The sequence below is a fragment of the Butyricicoccus faecihominis genome, assembly GCF_024462775.1.
GTDB lineage: Bacteria > Bacillota > Clostridia > Oscillospirales > Butyricicoccaceae > Agathobaculum > Agathobaculum faecihominis_A.
Window position 1 is genome coordinate 43,852 of record NZ_JANGCE010000007.1, and the last position, 19,604, is coordinate 63,455.

Consider the following 19,604-nt stretch of genomic DNA (forward strand, 5'->3'; position numbering starts at 1 on the left):
AGCGCACCTCAAATCAAAGTACCCCCTTGGCGGAAAGCACGCCGCCGCCGGTTTGGGTCACGGCCTGCTTCAGCGCACGGGCCAGCGCCTTGAAGAGCGCTTCCGTGATATGGTGCGCGTTATCACCGTATTCAGCTTTTAAATGCAGCGTCAGTCCGGCGTTCATGGACAGCGCGCGCATGAACTCCACCGTCAAACAGGTATCGTAGCTCCCACACATCGGCTGGGGCATGGGCGCGTCGAATACCAAATAGGGCCGCCCCGAAATATCGAGCGCGCAAAAGCCAAGCGCTTCGTCCATGGGTACAAACGCCTGACCAAACCGCGCGATGCCCGCCTTGTCGCCCAGACATTTACTCAGCGCCTGACCGAGCGCGATGCCGCAATCCTCCACCGTGTGGTGTCCGTCCACCTCCAGATCGCCCTTGCAGCGAAGCGTCAGGCCAAAACCGGAATGCACGGCGAAGGAACACAGCATATGATCAAAAAAGCCGATGCCGGTGTCGATCTGCCGCTCACCGCCGTCCAGATCGAGCGTCAGCGCGATATCGGTCTCTTTGGTTTTCCGCGTGATCTCAGCTTTCCGCATCTTCCGTTTCCTCCTGAAAGCGCACGGCGATGGAGTTTGCGTGCGCGTTTAAATGCTCGGCCTCTGCCAAGGCGATAATATCGTTTGCATAGCCCGCGAGCGCGTCCCGCGTGTATTCGATCACGCTGGTCTTTTTAAGAAAGGTATCGGTCGACAGCGGCGAGAAAAACCGCGCCGTACCTGAGGTGGGCAGCACGTGGCACGGGCCCGCCATATAGTCGCCAAGCGGCTCGGGCGCGTACCCGCCCAGAAAGATCGCGCCCGCGTTGTGCAGATAAGGCAGCCACTCGCGCGGCTCGGCGGTGACGATCTCCAGATGCTCGGGCGCGACCTGATCGGCCACGCGGCAAGCATCCGTCAGCTCCTCGAATACGATCGCGCAGCCGTAGTTCTGAACGCTTTCACGGATGATATCCCAGCGCGGCATTTGCTTGCCCTGCCGCTCCATCTCGCACGAAATGGCTTGCGCCTGCGCCATCGAATCGGTCAGCAGCACGGCCGAAGCCAATCGGTCGTGCTCGGCCTGAGAAAGCAGGTCGGCCGCGACATACGTCGGGTCGGCCGTGTGGTCGGCGATAACCAGCACCTCGGACGGTCCGGCGATCATATCGATATCCACCGTGCCGTAAGCCAGCTTTTTCGCCGCCGCGACAAAGGCGTTGCCCGGGCCGACGATCTTATCCACCTGCGGGATAAAGCCCGCCCCAAAGGTAAGCGCCGCGACGGCCTGCACGCCGCCCACCGCGATCACGGTGTCGACGCCCGCGATCTTGGCCGCGGCGAGCACTTCCTTCGACATATTCTCCGTCGGCGGGGTGACCATGATGAGCTCCCCTACCCCCGCGACCTTGGCGGGAATGGCGTTCATCAGCACCGAGGACGGATAGGCCGCCGTGCCGCCCGGCACATACAGGCCGACGCGGGAAAGGCCGCGCACGGTCTGCCCCAGCGTTTCACCCGGCGCGCGCTGCCACTGCCAGCTTTTCGCCAGCATTTGCTCGTGATAATCGCGGATATTGGCCGCCGCCTTTTCCAGCGCCGCGATCAGCCCCGGCTCGCAGCTGTCATACGCTCGCTCAAGCAGCTCCCGCCCGACGAGATAGGGCTTTTGCTTATCGAATTTTTCCGCGTATTCACAAACCGCGTCAAAGCCGCGCGTCTGCACGTCGTCCATGATCGCGCGCACGGTCTGTTCGATATCGCCGCGCGCGCCCGCGGCGCGCGCCTTCATCTCGCGCAGAACAGCCTGCTCAGCCGTCCCGTCCGCGAGGACTGTTTTTAAAAACACTTTCAATCCCTCCAAGAATTAGTAATTCATAGTTAGTAATTAGTAATTGTGGAAGCGCGCCTTGCGCGCAACTTTTATTACAAATAGACACTATTTCTGTCAGACATCGAAAGCCTGACGCTTAGCTCCTAATTACTCATTACTCATTCCTAATTACTAATTATCAAGGTCCTTTATCACCGTTTGAATGGCCGCCTTTTTCATTTTGGCGGAAGCGAGGTTTACGATGACGCGCGCGGAAACGGGCGCCACGTCCTCGATGACCTCGAGGCCGTTCTCCTTCAGCGTCGTACCGGTCTCCACGATGTCGACGATCGCGTCCGCCAGCTCTAAAAGCGGCGCTAGCTCGACCGAGCCCTCGATTTTAATGGTCTCCACATCCATGTTCTTGCGGCTGAAAAACGCCTTGGTCACATTCGGGTACTTCGTCGCGATGACCGGGGTCTTATAGCCGCCGTAAGCGTCCTTGCCCTTCTTGGTGGCCAACGCGAAGCGGCATTTGCCAAAGCCCAGATCGACCATTTCGTAAAAGCTGCCGCCCTTTTCCATGATCGTATCCTTGCCGACCACGCCCATGTCGCACACGCCGTGCTCAACGTAGGTGATCACATCCGCCGCCTTGGCGAGCACAATCTCCACGCCCTTATCGGGCAGCGCGAAGATCAGCTTGCGCGAGCCCGCTTCCAGTTCGGATATATCATAGCCCGCGTTGCCCAGCAGCGCAAGCGTTTTCTTTTCCAAGCGGCCCTTGGTCAGCGCGATGCGCACGGTGCCGCGGCGCTCGGCCGCTTCGGGCTTGGCGCCGGAAAGCAGGCTGTCCGCCACGCTTTCCACATCGATGCCGAAGCCGCCCGCGGGCAGATCGCGCCCAAACTTCGCGCACAGCGCGTTATAGCGCCCGCCGGAAAGGATGGCGGCGCCCGCACCGCCGATATAGCCGCGGAACATCACGCCGGTGTAGTAATCCATTTCGTGCACCAGCCCGAGATCGATCATAACCCGATCGCCGCAGCCCACTTTTTCCAGCGCGGCATACAGGCGGCGCAAGTAGGAAACCGCGCCCAGCACGCGCACATTGCCGGTAAGCGTTTCCACCTCGTCCAGCACCTCGATACCGCCGAAAAGCTGCGGCATGGCGCGCAGCGCACGCGCGGCCGAGCGGTCGGCGTAAGGCTCCAGCGCGTCGCCAAGGGCGGCAAAGGATTTGTTCTCGATCAGGCGGCGAATGGATTCCGCCGTCTGTCCGTCCACGCCGAGCGCTTCGATCAGCGCCTTGTAGATTTCCGCGTGGCCCAGCTCGATGCGGAAGCTGTCCGCGCCCGCCTGCCGCAGCGCCCCAAACGCGGCGGAGAGAATATCGCGGTCGGCTTCCAGACCGTCCGCGCCGATCAGCTCCGCGCCGATCTGCAAGAACTCGCCCTTATGTCCGTGATCGCCGCTGACCGAACGGAATACCTTTTGGCTGTAATACAGCTTGACGGGCAGCGCCGTATCGCTCAGGCGCGTCGCCGCGACGCGGGCGATCGGAGTCGTATTGTCCGGACGGGCGACGCAGATGCGGCCCGACCGGTCGATGATCTTCAGCATGTTTTCCTGATCGAGTTCCGGGTTGGCCGCGTGGAACACATCGAAATACTCTACCGCCGGCGTAATAATCTCGCTGAAGCCCTGTGTTTCAAGCGCTGTGCGGATGGCGGCCTCTGTCTGGCGCAGCGCCTTGCACGAAGCAAAGAGCAGGTCTCTCGTGCCCTCAGGCGTGGAAATGCTAAAACGGTTCATGTCTCTCCGTTATCTCCTTCATTACTTTATCGCGTTAAAATAATACCACGGAAAACACATCCTGTCAAGCCCTTCCTTTGTTTTCTTATGCAAACAGGCTGATCTGGGTGGTTTTGGGCATGGAGCCCAGCGCGCCGATCTGATCCAGCAATTCAATGACGGACTTGGATACCTTGGGGCAACGCACGGCGAGCTCCTCGGCGGAGAGGAAGTTGCCGTTTCCACGCTCCTCCACGATGTTCAGCGCCGCTTGCTCGCCAATGCCAGGCATTGAGGTGAACGGCGGGATCAGGCCGGTCTCCGTGACCAAAAAGGTCGTCGCGTCCGAAGCGTAAACGTCCATCGGCTCAAAGGTAAAGCCGCGGCGGTAAAACTCGTGGCAAACCTCAAGCGTTACCATCATTTCCTTTTCTGCCGCGGTGATGGTCTTTTCGCGGTCCTTCATTTGCAGTTCCCGCATTTTGTCCAGACACACCTTGTCGCCCCGGATCATGCAGGATGCGTCAAAGCCCTTGGCGCGCACGGAGAAATACGCCGAATAGAACGCCAGCGGCCGGTGCACCTTGAACCACGCGATGCGGAACGCCATCATAACATAAGCGACCGCGTGCGCCTTGGGGAACATATACTTGATTTTTTTGCAGGAATCGATATACCAGTCCGGCACGTTTTGTTCCAGCATGGCGGCTTCCATCTCCTCGGTCAGGCCCTTGCCCTTTCGGACGGATTCCATGGTCTTGAACGCCAGCTTGGGCTTAACGCCCTGCAAAATCAGATAGTTCATGATATCGTCGCGGCAGCAGATACAGCCGGAAAGCGGAATGCCCTTGCGGACCAGCTCGGCCGCATTGCCCAGCCACACATCCGTGCCGTGGGACAGGCCGGAAATAGAGACCAGCTCCGCGAAGGTGGAGGGATGCGTCTCCTTTACCATGCCGCGCACGAACTTGGTACCGAACTCCGGCACGGCGACACAGCCGAGGTCGCCCAAAATGGCATCGGTATCCGGATTTTCGCCCGTGTATTTCAGCGCCTTGCAGCTATGGAACAGGCTCATCGTCTCCGGGTCGTCCAGCGGGATCTCCTGCGCGTTGACGCCGGTCAGATTTTCCAGATGACGTATCATGGTCGGATCATCATGGCCGAGCTCGTCCAGCTTGAGCAGGTTGGCGTCGATCGAGTGGTATTCAAAATGGGTGGTGATGATATCGGAATCCGGGTCGTCCGCCGGGTGCTGCACCGGGCAGATGTCGTAGATCTCGATCTCTTTGGGCACGACGACCACGCCGCCCGGATGCTGGCCCGAGGTTCGGCGCACGCCCGTGCAGCCCGCGGCAAGGCGGTTTTCTTCCGCGCGCGAGCATTCGATGCCGCGCTCGTCCATATATTTTTTGACATAGCCGTAGGCCGTCTTTTCCGCGACCGTGCCGATCGTGCCCGCGCGGAACACATGGTCGTGTCCGAATATCTCGCCCGTGTAATAGTGGATACGGGACTGGTATTCGCCCGCGAAATTTAGATCGATATCGGGCACCTTATCGCCCTCAAAGCCCAAGAAGGTCTCAAACGGTATGCCGAAGCCCTCCTTGGTGAGCGGCTTGCCGCAGTTGGGGCACAGCTTATCCGGCAGATCCACGCCGCAGGAATACTCGTCGTGCCACTCGATATACTTATCATCCGGGCACAAATAGTGCGGCGGCAGTGAATTTACCTCCGTGATATCCGAGGTAAACGCCGCGAACGACGAACCGACCGATCCGCGAGAACCGACCAAGTACCCGTCAGACAGCGACTTGGTCACCAGCTTCTGCGCGATGATGTACATGACCGCGTAGCCGTTGCCGATGATGGAGTTCAGCTCGCGGTCCAGACGCGCCTGTACCAGTTCGGGCAGCGGGTCGCCGTAGATGCGCTTCGCTTTTTCATAGCTCATATTGCGCAGATCTTCCTCCGCGCCGTCGATATGGGGCGGGTAGTTTTCGCGCGGCACCGGGCGGATGATATCGCACCAATCCGCCACCATGTTGGTGTTTTTCACGACCACCTCATACGCGCGGTCGGCGCCCAGATAGGAAAATTCCTTTAGCATCTCATCCGTCGTTTTCAGGTATAGGGGCGCTTGATTATCCGCGTCGCCGAAGCCCTGCCCCGCCATGAGGATGCGGCGGAACGCTTCGTCCTCAGGCTCTAAAAAATGCACGTCGCCCGTGGCGCAGCAAGGCTTGCCGAGCTTGTCCGCGATCGCGAGAATCTTGCGGTTCCAATCGCGCAGCTGCTCCTCGTCCTTTGCCATGCCTTTGGCAAGCATAAAGTTGTTGTTGCCGGTCGGCTGTATCTCCAAATAGTCATAAAAGGAGGCAAGACGTTCCAGCTCCGCGTCCTCCGCGCCGCCCGTCATGGCCCGGAACACCTCGCCCGCTTCGCAGGCCGAACCGAAGATCAGACCTTCGCGGTGGCGGATCAGCTCGCTGCGCGGCATGATGGGGCGTTTGTTGTAGTATTCCAAAAAGCTTTTGGAGATCAACTGGTACAGGTTGCGCAACCCGGCCTGATTCTTAACCAGAATGATGAAATGATACCGGGGCAAGTTTTTCAGCTTGTTTTTGCGATCGGTCTGCGCGGCCAGCACGGGATTGATATCGGAAACCGTTACCGCGTGGAACTCCTCCTGCAAGCGGGTGAGCAGCTTGACAAAAATGCGGCCCAGCACGGCGGCGTCCTCGCTGGCGCGGTGGTGCTCAAAGGGACCTACCTGCAGCTCCTTGGCCAGTATATTCAGCTTAAACTTGTGCAGATGCGGCAGCATCATACGCGACATTTCCAGCGTATCGATCGAGGTAAACTCCTTTTCGATCGAAAGCCGTTTGCATGCCGTGCGTAAAAAGCCCATATCAAAGCCCGCGTTGTGCGCGACAAAGGGGTACGCCCCCGCCCAGTCGAGGAATTTGGGCACGGCTTCGGCAAGCTCGGGCGCGTCCGCGACCGTTTCATCCGAAATGCCGGTCAGCTTTGTGATCTCCTCCGGGATCGGCTTGTGAGGATTGACGTAGGTTTGGAACGAATCCATGATCGCGCCGTCCTTGACGCGCACGGCCGCGATCTCGGTGATCTCCTCGCTCGCGGGATTAAGGCCGGTGGTCTCCAGATCGAATACGATGAAGGTGCCGTTCAGCGGCTCGTTGGATTTGCCGCGCACAACGGAGATCGTGTCCTCATCGTTGATATAGTACGCCTCGACGCCGTAAATGATCTTCATATCGCCGATGACGTCCTTTTGCTTGCCCTCCTGCGCGTGCAGCGCTTCGGGGAAAGCCTGCGCCACGCCGTGGTCGGTGATCGCCATCGCGCGGTGGCCCCAGCTGGCCGCGCGGCATAAAAGCGCGGAGGTCGCGCTCATACCGTCCATCGCGGACATATTGGTGTGCAGATGCAATTCGACGCGCTTCAACCCTTCGGCCTTATCCTGCCGCATGGGCTTTTTGGCCTTGACGATGGCGGTCGGCTCCAACACCATTTCCTTGGCAAAGGAATCAAAGGTCATTTTGCCCTGTACGGTGCAGTAAAGCCCGGGCTTGATGCTCGATGCGATATCGCCCGCCTTATCGGCGGGAAAAAACTTGCTGATCCGCACCGAGTTGGTGCGGTCGGTCATATCGAAAGCGAGCTTGACATAGTCCTTGCCCGTTTTTTTGCTCTTGATATCGCGGTGATCGGTAAAGAACACCTCGCCTTGAATGGTGACCATATCGTACGCCATCACGGCTTCATTGACCGAAACGATCGGGTCCTGCATCAGCTTGCCGAACAGCAGATCGGTCTCGCGCACCTTTTCGGTGCGGGGGCGGGCGTAGGCTCCGCCCTCCTGCCGTGGCGCGGGGCGCGGCTTTTTGGGCTTCGGCTCGGCCGCGGCGGCGGCCTGCGCTTCGTTTGCAATCGCCTTTTGCAGGATCTTTTCGCGGTGCTCTTCCGCGAGCGGCGCATCGTAAGCGTCCGTTTCGGCACGGACGGCGCGCACCGGACAGGGCGTGCCCAGCTCGTCCGCGATGCGGCGTTCCAGCTGGCGCAGCGCAACGGCAAAATGCTTTTCGCTCACCTCGTCCATGGGAACGGACACGCCGCCGTCCTCATACCGCCAAGCGTCCGCGCGCAGCAGGCCGCGGGCGGACGGCATGCGAAACGCCATGTCTTCATATAGGGTTTCGATATAGGCGGGCGTCGGCTCGCTCAGCTCGTAGCGCGGCTCGACAAAGACACGCTTTAAATCGTAAGCGCTCGCGATACAGCTTTCCACCTCGCGCAGCTGCGCGCGGCTGACCACGGTATCGTGCAGGTCCAGCTCAACCACCATCACCGTTTTATCGTCGCCAAACGCCAGCGAGCGCACCTCGCCCCCGGCGAGTTGCTGCGTCGCGATGCTGTCCCTGCACCGCTCAAAAAAGTCTGTCAGTTTACCCGGCACGTTGCATACTCCAGTCTCTACTCCAAGTGCTATCGCAACGGGCGGCCTTTGGCCGCCCGTATGCCTTTCCCGATATGCTGATCAAGGCGAAGCGTTGCCTGCATGAAAAGGCAGGCAGCTCTTTCGGATCAAGCTTCATTGAACTTTGCTATTTCTTCCATCAGCGCGTCGACCAACTGCGCCTGCGGCACCTTGCGGAGGATCTCGCCCTTGCGGAACAGCAGGCCTTCGCCGTCGCCGCCCGCGATGCCAAGATCGGCCTCGCGCGCTTCGCCCGGACCGTTGACCGCGCAGCCCATGACGGCCACCTTGAGCCGCTTGCCCGTGACCGAAGCGCAGCGCTGTTCAACTTCCTTTGCAATACGGATCAGATCGATGCGCGTGCGCCCGCAGGTCGGGCAGGAGACGACGTTTACGCCGTCGTCGTTACGGCCCACGGCCTTTAAAATCGAGTACGCCGCGTGAATCTCGCGCACCGGGTCGTCGGTCAGCGAAACACGGATGGTATCGCCCACGCCGAGCGCGAGCAGGCCGCCGATACCGGCGGCTGATTTGACCGTGCCCATGTATTCGGTACCCGCCTCGGTCACGCCCAGATGAAGCGGATAGTCCGTCTTTTCGTGCGCGAGCAGATAGGCCCGCATCGTGTCCGGCACGGAGGAGGATTTCATGGAAAGACAAATATCATCGAAATTGCAGTCATTGAGCAGCTTGACATGGTACAGCGCGGATTCGACCATGGCGTCGGGCGTCGGCCCGCCGTGCTTTTCAAGGATGTGCCGCTCGACCGAGCCGGAATTGACGCCGATGCGGATCGGAATCCCCCGCTCCTTCGCCGCGCGCACGACCTCGTGCACCCGGTCGGCTCCGCCGATATTGCCCGGATTCAAACGGATTTTGTGCACGCCCGCCTCAATCGCGGCGAGCGCCAACCGATAGTCGAAATGAATATCCGCAACCACCGGCAGCGGGCTTTCGCGGCAGATCGCGCGGAGCGCCTCGGCCGCTTCTGCGTCCGGCACGGCACAGCGGACGATATGGCAGCCCGCATCGTTAAGGTCTGCGATTTGGCGAAGCGTCGCCTTCACATCCCGCGTGTCGGTATTGGTCATGGACTGCACCGCGATCTTGGCGCCGCCGCCGATCTTTACGCCGCCGACGTCGATCTGTTTTGTCTGTTTCATGCTGTGCCATCTCCTTTTATTTTTTATTTCCCCAGTCAGAGATATCGCTTCGTATTCACATTCCTGTTTGGCGGCGGGATGAGGACACCCCGCCCACATGCGCCAGCATTTCCTTATAAAACGCCCACGGTGTAGCTACCCGCGAAAGATAATGCGGAAAATATCCTGCCCCGTGACGTAGACCATCAAGGCGAGCAGCAGCATCAACCCGGCCGCATGGACGTAGCCCTCGTATTTGGGGGACACGGGCTTGCGGCGAATCCCTTCCAGAATCAGAAATACCAACCGGCCGCCGTCCAGCGCGGGCAGCGGCAGCAGGTTCATCACGCCAAGGTTGATCGAGATAAACGCGACCAGATGGAAGAAATATACCATGCTTTGCTTGGCGGTGTTGGCCATGACCTCGGCCACGCCGACCGGGCCCGAAAGCTGATCGATACCGACCTGACCGGTGACCAGCTGGCCAAGGCTGGACCAGACCAGCCGCGCGTAATTGACCGAGGTCCGCGCGGCCAAATTGATACGCAGCGAAAGCGTCGCTTTTTGCTCGGCAAAGGTCAGGCCAATCAGCTTGCCGCCCGCCCCGTCGTCGATCGTGCGTTCCAAACGAACATCCGGCAGGGTCACGCGTTTGCCGTCCCGTTTGACGACGATCTCATACGAGGAATCCTTGCCGCGCGCGAGCGCGGTATCGAAATCCCCGCGCTCTAAAATGTGGTAGCCATCCACCTTGAGCACGGTGTCGCCGGGCTCAAGCGCGCCCGCCGCAGTGCTTTCAGGCTGAACAGCTTCCAGCGTAGAGATAATATAACCGCCATTCGGCGCATTGGGCTGCAAAACAAAGCAGACGATCAAAAAGCCGACGATGAAATTCATCAGCGCGCCCGCAACGACAATGAGCATGCGGCGGCGCAGCTTTGCCTTGCCGAAGGAATGCTCGCTTTCGCTTTCGCCGTCCTCCCCCTCCATCACGCATGCGCCGCCGAAGGGCAGCAGCTTCAGGCAGTATAACGTGCCATGATACGTTTTGGAAAACAGCGTCGGCCCCATGCCGATCCAGAACTCGTTTACCTGCACACCGCCCCGCTTGGCGGTGATGAAATGGCCGAACTCGTGCACGATGACGAGCACGCCAAACGCTAGTATTGCAAGGATAATTTGCAGCAAATTGGTGCTCCTTTCAATCAAGAGGGGGAAAATAACAAATCGCTTTTAGCCGTTTACCGCGCGCACGCGCGCCTCGCGGTCGCTTTCCAGAATATCGGAAAGCGTGGGTTCTTTCACAAAGCGCACATCGAGCAGCGCCTTTTCCACGCGCTCCGCGATCTCGTAAAAAGCGATATCGCCGGCAAGGAAAGCGGCAACGGCGGCCTCGTTCGCGCCGCTGAGGACCGCGCCCAGATTGCCGCGCCCCGCGGCCGCGCTGCGCGCCAGACGGATGGACGGGAACGCGGTTTCATCCGGTTCGTAAAAGGAAAAGCTGCCCGCTTTCGCAAGGTTCAAACGTTCCGCCTTGCAGGGCAGGCGCGCGGGATATGTCAGCGCGTACTGGATGGGCAGGCGCATATCGGGCACGCCGAGCTGCGCCAGCACCGCGCCGTCCGCGAACTCGATCGCGGAATGGATGATACTTTCGCGGTGGATGACGATCTCGATATCCTCCTGCGGCATATCGTACAGCCACATGGCTTCGATCAGCTCAAGGCCCTTGTTCATCATGGTCGCGGAATCGATGGTGATCTTGTTGCCCATCGACCAGTTGGGATGCTGTAACGCCTGCTCCAAGGTGACAGAACGCATTTCGGCGGCTGTTTTACCAAAAAACGGCCCGCCGGACGCCGTGAGGATGATCTTCGCCAGCGGGTTGCCGCCGGCGGCCTGCACGCACTGGAAGATTGCCGAGTGCTCGGAATCCACCGGCAGGATCTTCACATGCTTTTCCCGCGCCCGGTCCATGACCAGCTTGCCCGCGCACACGAGCGTTTCCTTATTGGCCAGCGCGATATCGCAGCCCGCGTCGATCGCGGCGAGCGTCGGCTTCAGACCGACCATGCCGACCACCGCGGTAACCACCGTGTCCGCGCCCGACGCGGCGGCGCAAGTAACCAGACCGTCTTCGCCCGCCAGCACCTCGATATCGGTATCGGCTAGCTTGGTTTTCAGATCCTTCGCGGCCGCCTCGTCAACCGCGCACACCATTTTCGGGTGCAGCGCACGCGCCTGCTTCTCCAGTAAGTCTATGCGGTGGAATGTGGTCAATGCGGTGATTTCGGCTTCTATCGACGGCAAAATATCGACAGTCTGCGTGCCGATCGAGCCGGTCGAGCCTAAAATTGCAATTTTTTTCATGCCAAGTCCTCGTTTCTTTCCCTTACCAAATCACGCGGAACAGAATTTCCGCCACCGGCGAAACGAACAGCACGCTGTCGAAACGATCGAGCACCCCGCCGTGGCCGGGAAAAATGCTGCCGTAATCCTTAATGCCGGTCTGCCGCTTGATCACGGAGAACGACAGATCGCCTAAAACGCCGAGCACCGCGCCGCCCGCGCCAAGCGCCGCGCCCGCCCAGATCGGCAGCTCAAGATCGAGGAACACGTTCATCAGCACCGCCGCCAGCATGACAAGAAGCGCGCCGCCGATTACGCCGCCTACCGCGCCCTCCACCGTCTTTTTAGGGCTGACGACGGGCGCGAGCTTATGCTTGCCGAAAAACAGCCCGGTAAACAGCGCGCACGTATCCGCGCCCCACGCCGCGAGCAGCGGCAGCAGCACAAGAAACGGGCCGTGGTGGTACTCCATCTGGAAAATGCGCAGCAGGGACAGCATCAGGTACGGCACAATGAGCGCACCGAAAAAGCCCCAAGCGATTTCTCCCGCCCGCATGCTGTCGTGAAAGCGCAGCAAAATAACAAACGAAAGCAGCAGCATCGACAGAACGAGAACCTGCACGACCGCCTGCATGCCAAATTCCACGAGCGAGGAATGCCCCGCCGCGAACAAAAACGAAATGAGGCAGCTAAGCATCAGCATCAGCCGGTTGCGCACCAGCCCGGTCGAACCGAGCACCTCATAGGTGGCAAGCACGCACAGGGCGGCCACAATCAGTTCCAGTACAACGGGCGGAAACACATACAGCGCGAGCAGGACGAATACAAAGCCCACAACGCCGAACAGCACCCTTGTTTTCATATCAATAGTTCCCCTTGCTACTTTTTATACGCCGCCGAACCGGCGGTTTCTGCGATGGTACGCCTCGATCGCGGCGTCCATGTCGCTCGGCTTAAAATCAGGCCAAAGGACATCGGTAAAGTAATACTCCGCATAGGCCGATTGCCACAGCAGGAAGTTGGAGGTGCGGATTTCGCCCGAGGGACGGATGATCAGATCCGGATCGGGCATGTGTGCGGTGTAAAGCCGCGCGCCGATCGTTTCCTCCGTTATATCGCCCGGTTCGAGCGTGCCAGCCTTTACTTCCTCCGCGATGCGGCGCACGGCGTTTTTGATCTCATCCCGTCCGCCGTAATTGATGCAGAGCGAGGCAGTCGCGGCGTCCGGCCCGAGCGTGTCGGCAATGCGGTCGGTCTCTTCAATCTGCCGCAGGATATCCTCCGGCAGAGGCGACAGGTCGCCCAGCACGCGCACGGCCACGCCGCGCTGGAACATCGTTTCCGCCGCTTCCTTGAGATAACGGCGGAACAGGTCCATCAGCGCCGAGACCTCTTCTTCCGGACGCTTCCAATTTTCAGTAGAAAAAGCGTACACCGTGAAGTACTGCACGCCGATATCCTTGCAGTAGGTCGCGACCGTGCGGAAGGTCTCCGCCCCGACCTTATGCCCCGCTTTCCGCGGCAGGCCGCGTTTTTTCGCCCAGCGGCCGTTGCCGTCCATGATTACGGCGATATGGCGCGGCGGCGCCGGACGATCGGCGGCAGCTTTCTTTTTTCGCTCAAACAAGCCCACAGTTTATCCCCCATATTTGGTCCACGCCCTTTATAGCACGGGCGATTCCATAGAAATGGGCGGCGTACCGCCGCCCATCCCCTTTTTATACTTCTGCCAATTCCTTGGACTTGGTGGCGACCAGACTATCGATCTCTTTTACGTACTTATCGGTCAGCTTCTGGAGCTTCTCTTCGCTCTCGTGCATTTCGTCCTCGGTCATTTCGTTCTTTTTATGAGCCGCCTTGCACTTGTCGATGCCTTCGCGGCGTACGTTGCGCAGCGCAACCTTGGCGTCCTCGCCCGTCTTGGCCACGCCCTTGATGAGCTCCTTGCGGCGCTCCTCGGTCAGCGGCGGGAAAGAAAGGCGGATCTGCTTGCCGTCGTTCTGCGGATTAATGCCCAGATCGGAGGTTTGAATCGCTTTTTCGATCATTTTCAGCGTGGAAGCGTCCCACGGCTGGATAGAGAGCGTGCGGGGATCGGGCGTGGATACCGCGGCCACCTGATTCAGCGGCGTGGGCGTGTTATAATAGTCGATAGTAATCTTGTTCAGAACGCCCGGGTTGGCACGGCCAGCGCGCACCGCGGCCAGCTCCTGCGCCAGCACATCGAGGGTTTTCTGCATTTTGTGTTCGTAAGGTTTCATATCAGCTTTCATTTTACTTCTCCTCCTGTACGATCGTACCGATTTGTTCGCCGTTCACGGCGCGGTGAATATTTTCGGGATCCGACAGTGCGAACACCAGAATCGGAATGTGGTTATCCATGGAAAGCGAGGTCGCCGTCGTATCCATAACGCCAAGGCCTTGGTTCAGCACATCCATATACGACAGGTGGTCGTATTTTTTAGCATCCGGGTTTTTGGCGGGATCGGAATCGTACACGCCGTCGATATTCTTGGCGAGCAGGATCACCTCCGCGCCGATCTCGGCCGCGCGCAGCACAGCGGCGGTATCGGTAGAAAAGAAGGGGTTGCCGGTGCCGCAGCCGAAAATAACGACGCGGCCCTTTTCCAGATGGCGCACGGCGCGCTGCCGGATGTACGGTTCGGCAATGCGGTCCATCTCGATCGCGGTCTGTACGCGTACCGGCACCTCGCGCTGTTCCAGCGCGTCCGCCAAAGCAAGGGCGTTGATTGTTGTGGCAAGCATGCCCATATGGTCGGCGCGGGTGCGCTCCATTTTGCCGCCGCCGTCCTTAACGCCGCGCCAGAAGTTGCCGCCGCCGACGACCACGCCGATTTCGGTACCTTCCGCGTTGCACTTCTTGATCACATCGCACACCGGGCCGATTACGTCAAAGTTCAGGCCGAAATGCCGGTCGCCCGCGAGCGCTTCCCCGCTGATCTTGATGAGCACGCGCTTGTATTTGGGTGTCTGCATCATAACACTCCTTTAATTGATCATATTCCTATCCACTATTTTACCCTAATTGGCCCGACATTGCAAAGGGTTTTGCTCCTTTTTTACAATTTGTCCATAGGCGCGTCTTTTGCGTGCAAAAGGCCCCGTCCAAAATGGACGGGGCCAGTATGTATTTGCTTACTTGAGGGCGACTTCGCCGCTCAGGCCGGTGTGCTTGGTGATATACTCGCGGCCCATCTTGGAGTACTCGAACGGATTGGCCTTGGCCGGGTCCTGCTCGGCTTCTACCATGATCCAGCCCTCGTATCCGGCCTTATCGAGCAGGTCGAATACGGCGTCGAAGTCCACGCAGCCGTCCGGATCGCCCGGAACGGTGAAAGCGCCGTTGCGGACAGCCTTCAGGAAGGACCAATCTTCGGCCTTGACCTTCTCAACGATCGGCATGCGCATGTTCTTCAGGTGAACGTGGCCGACGCGGGAAGCGAATTTGCCCAGAACAGCAACCGGGTCCTCGCCCGCGAAGGTGAAGTGGCCGGTATCGAAGCAGAGGAATACGTACTTGGGATCGGTGTTCTCCATCAGGCGAATGGTCTCTTCAACCGTCTGGCACACGGTGCCCATGTGATGGTGGAAGCAGGTCTTGATGCCGTACTTCTCCATGGAGAGCTTGCCCAGCTTGTTCAGGCCGTCGCAGAAACGGGCCCACTCGTCGTCGTTCATGATGCGCTTGTCCTTCAGAACGCGCTTGTCCTCCATACCCTGAATAGAGCCGGACTGCTCGGAAACGTTGATGGCGCTGGCGCCAACGTAGGACAGGTACTCAAGCTCCTTGATGAACTCGGCCTCAGTCTCTTCATACGGCTTGTCAACCAAGAAGGAAGAGAACCACTTGGACGCGATGGTCATGTTGCGCGCGTCGAGCATGTGCTTGAGGACTTCCTTATCCTCCGGGTACTTATGGCCGACTTCGCAGCCGTCGTAGCCGGCGAGCTTCATTTCGGAAATGCACTGCTGGAATGTGTTCTCGTCGCCAAGATCCCACATATCATCATTGGACCAACCGATCGGGCAGATACCTAACTTTACCTTGTTCGGATCTAACATTTTTCATTCCTCCAATTCTTCTCTGATGCGCATGGCGCTTCTCCGGCGCATACACATTGCTATATCTTATTGTACCCAAAGCCCCAAGAAAAGTCAAACCCTATTTGCCCCCGAATAGAATACATAAAAGGTACTTTCTTTTTCCGAAAACTCATGATAGAATAAATACGTAACCAAATCATCACAGGGCAAAGGGTGCGCACCCTTTGCCCGTTTACCGGTATCGGTAAACAACTGACAGGGGTAGGGGGTGCGCTGTGAATAAACGTCGAAACAATCTCGGCTTTACACTCGCCGAGCTGCTCATCGTCGTCGCCATCATCGGCGTGCTGGTCGCGATCGCGATCCCTGTTTTCACAAGCAGCTTGGAGAAAGCGAGAGAGGCGGTATGTATGTCTAACCGGCGCTCCCTGCTAAGTATGGTTACCCATACCGCTATGCTGAACGAAGATTTTCTTAAGGAATCAAAATCCTATACATGGAACGAAGTGAAAGAAGCTCTGGCAGACGAAGGAGAATCCTTTACAGATGATATTTGCCCGTCGAAAGGTAAGATCACTGTTTCTCGGCCTGATGCAAAAGTTGGTTTTATTGTTTATTGTGAAGAACATGAAAAAGCAGTGGATGAAAACACACGTACAGACTGGTTGATCGGCGAACAGGCCGCAACCGATATACTAACCCGTCTTTCCTCAAGCTTTCTCCCTTCTCAGAGTGAACAGAACGATGATTACCGGTTTTTTAAAGAATATTCTAAATTGACAGGCGGCAAACTGCAAACCGCTGATATCGACGATGTACTTACAAAATTTCCTGCCGGCTCAAAACTCAACGTCAGTAAATACGATAACGGTGTTGCTTGGACTGGAGTGCGTGTGTTTTTTGATAATGAGCCGCACGATATTTTGGTGTTAGCGACAGGAAAAGATGCTGCAAGCACTGCCGAAACGCCTCCACTAAAAGGTTTTTTGTTTTATTATAACGGAAAATATTATCGTTCCAACGATTCTGACGATAATACATATAAAACTTCCGGATTATATGGTGGACAGAACAACAAAAAACTAAGCTTTGACGAGTTTCTTTCTCAAAAGCACTGGGTCGCCTGTGAATAACAAAAAGCTCCATGCTGTCGGCACGGAGCTTTTTTTCATATTTTTATATCCTCGCCACACCCGAATCTCTCGCCGCCTCGGCGACGGCTTCGGCAACAGCTTTGATGACCTTCTCATCAAACGCCATCGGCATGATGTATTCCGGGGTCAGCTCGTCGTCCGAAACGCAATAGGCGATCGCCTTGGCCGCCGCGAGCTTCATTTCCTCATTGATATCGGACGCGCGCACATCCAAAGCGCCGCGAAAAATACCGGGGAACGCCAGCACGTTGTTGATCTGGTTCGGGTAATCCGAACGGCCGGTGCCGACGACCGCCGCGCCGCCCTTCTTCGCATCCTCCGGCCAGATCTCGGGCACGGGATTGGCCATGGCGAACACCATCGGATGCTCCGCCATGGCGCCGACCATCTCGCTTGTCAGCACCTGCGGGGCCGACATACCGAAGAACACGTCCGCGCCCTTTACGGCGTCCGCCAGCGTACCGGTCAGGTGGGCGCGGTTGGTCACCCGCGCCATTTGCTCCTGCGCGGGATTTAAGCGCTCGTCGCCCTCACAGACGATGCCGAAGCGCTCGCACATAACGATATCCTTGACGCCGAGGAACATCAAAAATTTGGTCACCGCGATCGCCGCAGCGCCGCAGCCGTTAACCACCATCTTGATCTCGTCCACCTTGCGGCCGGTCAAACGGCAGGCGTTTAACAGCGCCGCGCCGCAGCAAACGGCGGTGCCGTGCTGATCGTCATGAAAGACCGGAATATCGCACACTTCCTTGAGCCGCCGCTCGATCTCGAAGCAGCGCGGGGCCGCGATATCCTCCAGATTGATGCCGCCAAACGAACCGGAGATCAATTCGATCGTGCGAACGATCTCATCCACATCCTTGGATCGGACGCAGAGCGGGAACGCATCGACATCGGCAAACGCCTTAAAAAGCGCGCACTTGCCCTCCATCACAGGCATACCGGCTTCCGGCCCGATATCGCCAAGGCCCAGAACCGCCGTGCCGTCCGTAATGACGGCGACCAGATTATGGCGGCGGGTATACTTATAGCTGTCCGCCGGGTTTTCCTTGATCTTCAGGCAGGGCTCGGCCACGCCGGGCGTGTAGGCGATCGAAAGATCTTCCTTGCTGTTTACCTCGCACCGCGCAACGACTTCGATCTTGCCGCCCCACTGCTCGTGCGCTTTCAGCGCGCGCTCCTTCAAATCCATAATTGTTCCTCCATCGGCATATATTTTTCTATTTCTTATTTTACAGCAAAATCTTCTTGCTGCCTAGGGGCAGAATCGCCAAAGGAGCCCGCGTCCTTCTCCTTGCGTTTGCGCATCAGCTTTGGGAAGAGCAGCAAAAACGCGATACCGGACACCACCGCCGCCAAAATGTCAGAGATCGGCTCCGCGTAAAACAGCGCGGTCGCTGAAAAGGCGGCGGGCAGCACGACCACGCCGACCAAATACACAGTCTTGCGCAGCATCGAAAAGGTAAGCCCCCATTTTACCAGCCCCATGCCGGTGAATCCATCGACAAAGGGGTATTGGATCGCAAGGCCGATAATGCCCAGCGTGTAAGTACGGATCATCCACGCCGCCTGCTCGATATAGACGGGGTCGGTGGTAAAGATACGCGCGAACGGCTCCGCCACCAAGCGCGCGAGCAGGAACATCACGAGAACGAACGCGAAGCACAAAAGCATGATTCGTTTTTCCGCGCGAACCACACGGTCGACCCGACCGGCGCCATAATTGTAACCCAAAATCGCCTGCGTGCCCGCCGTAATACCGCCGAGCGGCATGGTGACGATCAGCATAAAGCTCTGCATGATGGCGGCGCAGGCGATCAGCATGTCGCTCTCTCCCCCGCCGAAGCGGCGCAGCATCACGTTCACTGAAATGAGCAGCACATTATCCAGCCCAATAATGAGCGCGGGCGATAGACCGACCTGCGCGATGCGGCGCATCCACCCCGCATGCAGCGGGCACTTGGTAATGCCGACCGCCGCGCGCCCTCCGAACAAAAACCGCAGCGTATATACCGCGGAACAGGCCTGCGACACGACCGTGGCCAGCGCCGCGCCGCGCACCCCCATGTGCAGCAAAAAGATGAACACCGGATCGAGCACGATATTGACCGCCGCGCCCACAATGACTGAACGCATGGCCACGCCCGCAAAGCCCTGACTCATGACGATCTGGTTCAGGCCGTAGGATATCAGGGCAAATACCGTGCCCGATACATAGGTCGTAAAATAGGCGTTGGCATAGGGCCAAAGCTGCTCGCTCGCGCCAAAGGCGAAGAGAATGGGCTTTTTCAGCACGAGCGCGGGCACCGTGACCAGCACACTGATGGCAAGCAGCAGATAAAAGCTGTTTGCCACAATCTGCCGCGCGCCCTCCATATCGCGCCGCCCCATGCGGATGCTCATCAGCGGTCCGCCGCCAAAGCCGACCAGCGCCGCGAACGCGGTAATCATCGTTACGACCGGCGCGCACACGCCCACGCCCGCAAGCGATAACTCGCCCACGCCCGCGATATGGCCAACGTACACACGGTCGACCACACTATATAAAATATTGACGAACTGCGCCAGCATGGCCGGCAGCGCTAGTTGCAGCACCAACTTTCCCTCCGGCGCGGTGCCGAGAATGCTCTCCTGCTGCTCCACCGTAATCCCCCTCCCACTTTTCAAACATTTCTATTATATCGGCTCGTACGAGTTTCGTAAAGAGTTATCTGCCTATCCCACAAACTTTTTGCCGGAATTCTTGAAAAGCGAA

At 58.4% G+C, this 19,604-nt stretch carries 15 protein-coding genes; 1 reads left to right on the forward strand and 14 read right to left on the reverse strand.

What is annotated here, in order from left to right; genetic code table 11:
- Positions 1 to 13 precede the first annotated feature (13 nt).
- The 12 genes from hisB to iolE form a co-directional block, all read right to left on the reverse strand.
- Entirely contained in the window at positions 14 to 589 is a 576-nt protein-coding gene (gene hisB / locus NE562_RS05845; protein WP_280961470.1) for an imidazoleglycerol-phosphate dehydratase HisB, read from the reverse strand.
- Entirely contained in the window at positions 576 to 1,877 is a 1,302-nt protein-coding gene (gene hisD / locus NE562_RS05850) for a histidinol dehydrogenase (RefSeq protein ID WP_280961471.1), read from the reverse strand. The genes hisB and hisD overlap by 14 nt, the downstream gene beginning before the upstream one ends.
- 156 nt (positions 1,878 to 2,033) lie before the next feature.
- Positions 2,034 to 3,656, reverse strand: coding sequence for an ATP phosphoribosyltransferase regulatory subunit (hisZ, locus tag NE562_RS05855; protein ID WP_280961472.1), 1,623 nt, complete (start codon positions 3,654 to 3,656; stop codon positions 2,034 to 2,036).
- A gap of 85 nt (positions 3,657 to 3,741) precedes the next feature.
- On the reverse strand, positions 3,742 to 8,115 hold the full coding sequence (locus NE562_RS05860; RefSeq protein WP_280961473.1) for a PolC-type DNA polymerase III: 4,374 nt from the start codon (positions 8,113 to 8,115) through the stop codon (positions 3,742 to 3,744).
- Between the two features lie 128 nt (positions 8,116 to 8,243).
- On the reverse strand, positions 8,244 to 9,299 hold the full coding sequence (gene ispG / locus NE562_RS05865; RefSeq protein WP_280961474.1) for a flavodoxin-dependent (E)-4-hydroxy-3-methylbut-2-enyl-diphosphate synthase: 1,056 nt from the start codon (positions 9,297 to 9,299) through the stop codon (positions 8,244 to 8,246).
- A 135-nt stretch (positions 9,300 to 9,434) separates the two neighbouring features.
- Positions 9,435 to 10,466 carry an RIP metalloprotease RseP gene (gene rseP / locus NE562_RS05870; RefSeq protein WP_280961475.1) on the reverse strand — a complete coding sequence of 344 codons (1,032 nt, stop codon included), beginning with the start codon at positions 10,464 to 10,466 and terminating at the stop codon, positions 9,435 to 9,437.
- Between the two features lie 45 nt (positions 10,467 to 10,511).
- Complete coding sequence (locus tag NE562_RS05875) at positions 10,512 to 11,648, reverse strand: 1-deoxy-D-xylulose-5-phosphate reductoisomerase (RefSeq protein ID WP_280961476.1); 1,137 nt, start codon at positions 11,646 to 11,648, stop codon at positions 10,512 to 10,514.
- A gap of 22 nt (positions 11,649 to 11,670) precedes the next feature.
- On the reverse strand, positions 11,671 to 12,489 hold the full coding sequence (locus NE562_RS05880; protein WP_280961477.1) for a phosphatidate cytidylyltransferase: 819 nt from the start codon (positions 12,487 to 12,489) through the stop codon (positions 11,671 to 11,673).
- Between the two features lie 24 nt (positions 12,490 to 12,513).
- Positions 12,514 to 13,260, reverse strand: a complete 747-nt coding sequence (locus NE562_RS05885) for an isoprenyl transferase (protein ID WP_280961478.1) — start codon at positions 13,258 to 13,260, stop codon at positions 12,514 to 12,516.
- Between the two features lie 85 nt (positions 13,261 to 13,345).
- Positions 13,346 to 13,900: a ribosome recycling factor gene (gene frr, locus NE562_RS05890; protein WP_280961479.1), complete on the reverse strand. Its 555-nt coding sequence runs from the start codon at positions 13,898 to 13,900 to the stop codon at positions 13,346 to 13,348.
- A 1-nt stretch (position 13,901) separates the two neighbouring features.
- Positions 13,902 to 14,624, reverse strand: a complete 723-nt coding sequence (pyrH, locus tag NE562_RS05895; RefSeq protein WP_280961480.1) for a UMP kinase — start codon at positions 14,622 to 14,624, stop codon at positions 13,902 to 13,904.
- Between the two features lie 159 nt (positions 14,625 to 14,783).
- Positions 14,784 to 15,710, reverse strand: coding sequence for a myo-inosose-2 dehydratase (gene iolE, locus NE562_RS05900; protein WP_280961481.1), 927 nt, complete (start codon positions 15,708 to 15,710; stop codon positions 14,784 to 14,786).
- A 257-nt stretch (positions 15,711 to 15,967) separates the two neighbouring features.
- Between iolE and NE562_RS05905 the strand changes: the two genes are divergently transcribed.
- The gene (locus tag NE562_RS05905) at positions 15,968 to 16,825 is read left to right on the forward strand and encodes a prepilin-type N-terminal cleavage/methylation domain-containing protein (protein ID WP_280961482.1); all 858 of its coding nucleotides are present in this window, start codon (positions 15,968 to 15,970) and stop codon (positions 16,823 to 16,825) included.
- Between the two features lie 43 nt (positions 16,826 to 16,868).
- Here the strand turns inward: NE562_RS05905 and NE562_RS05910 are convergent, their stop codons facing one another.
- Positions 16,869 to 18,041: an NAD(P)-dependent malic enzyme gene (locus NE562_RS05910; RefSeq protein ID WP_280961483.1), complete on the reverse strand. Its 1,173-nt coding sequence runs from the start codon at positions 18,039 to 18,041 to the stop codon at positions 16,869 to 16,871.
- Positions 18,042 to 18,076: 35 nt separating this feature from the next.
- Positions 18,077 to 19,492, reverse strand: coding sequence for an MATE family efflux transporter (locus tag NE562_RS05915; RefSeq protein ID WP_280961484.1), 1,416 nt, complete (start codon positions 19,490 to 19,492; stop codon positions 18,077 to 18,079).
- Positions 19,493 to 19,604 lie beyond the last annotated feature (112 nt).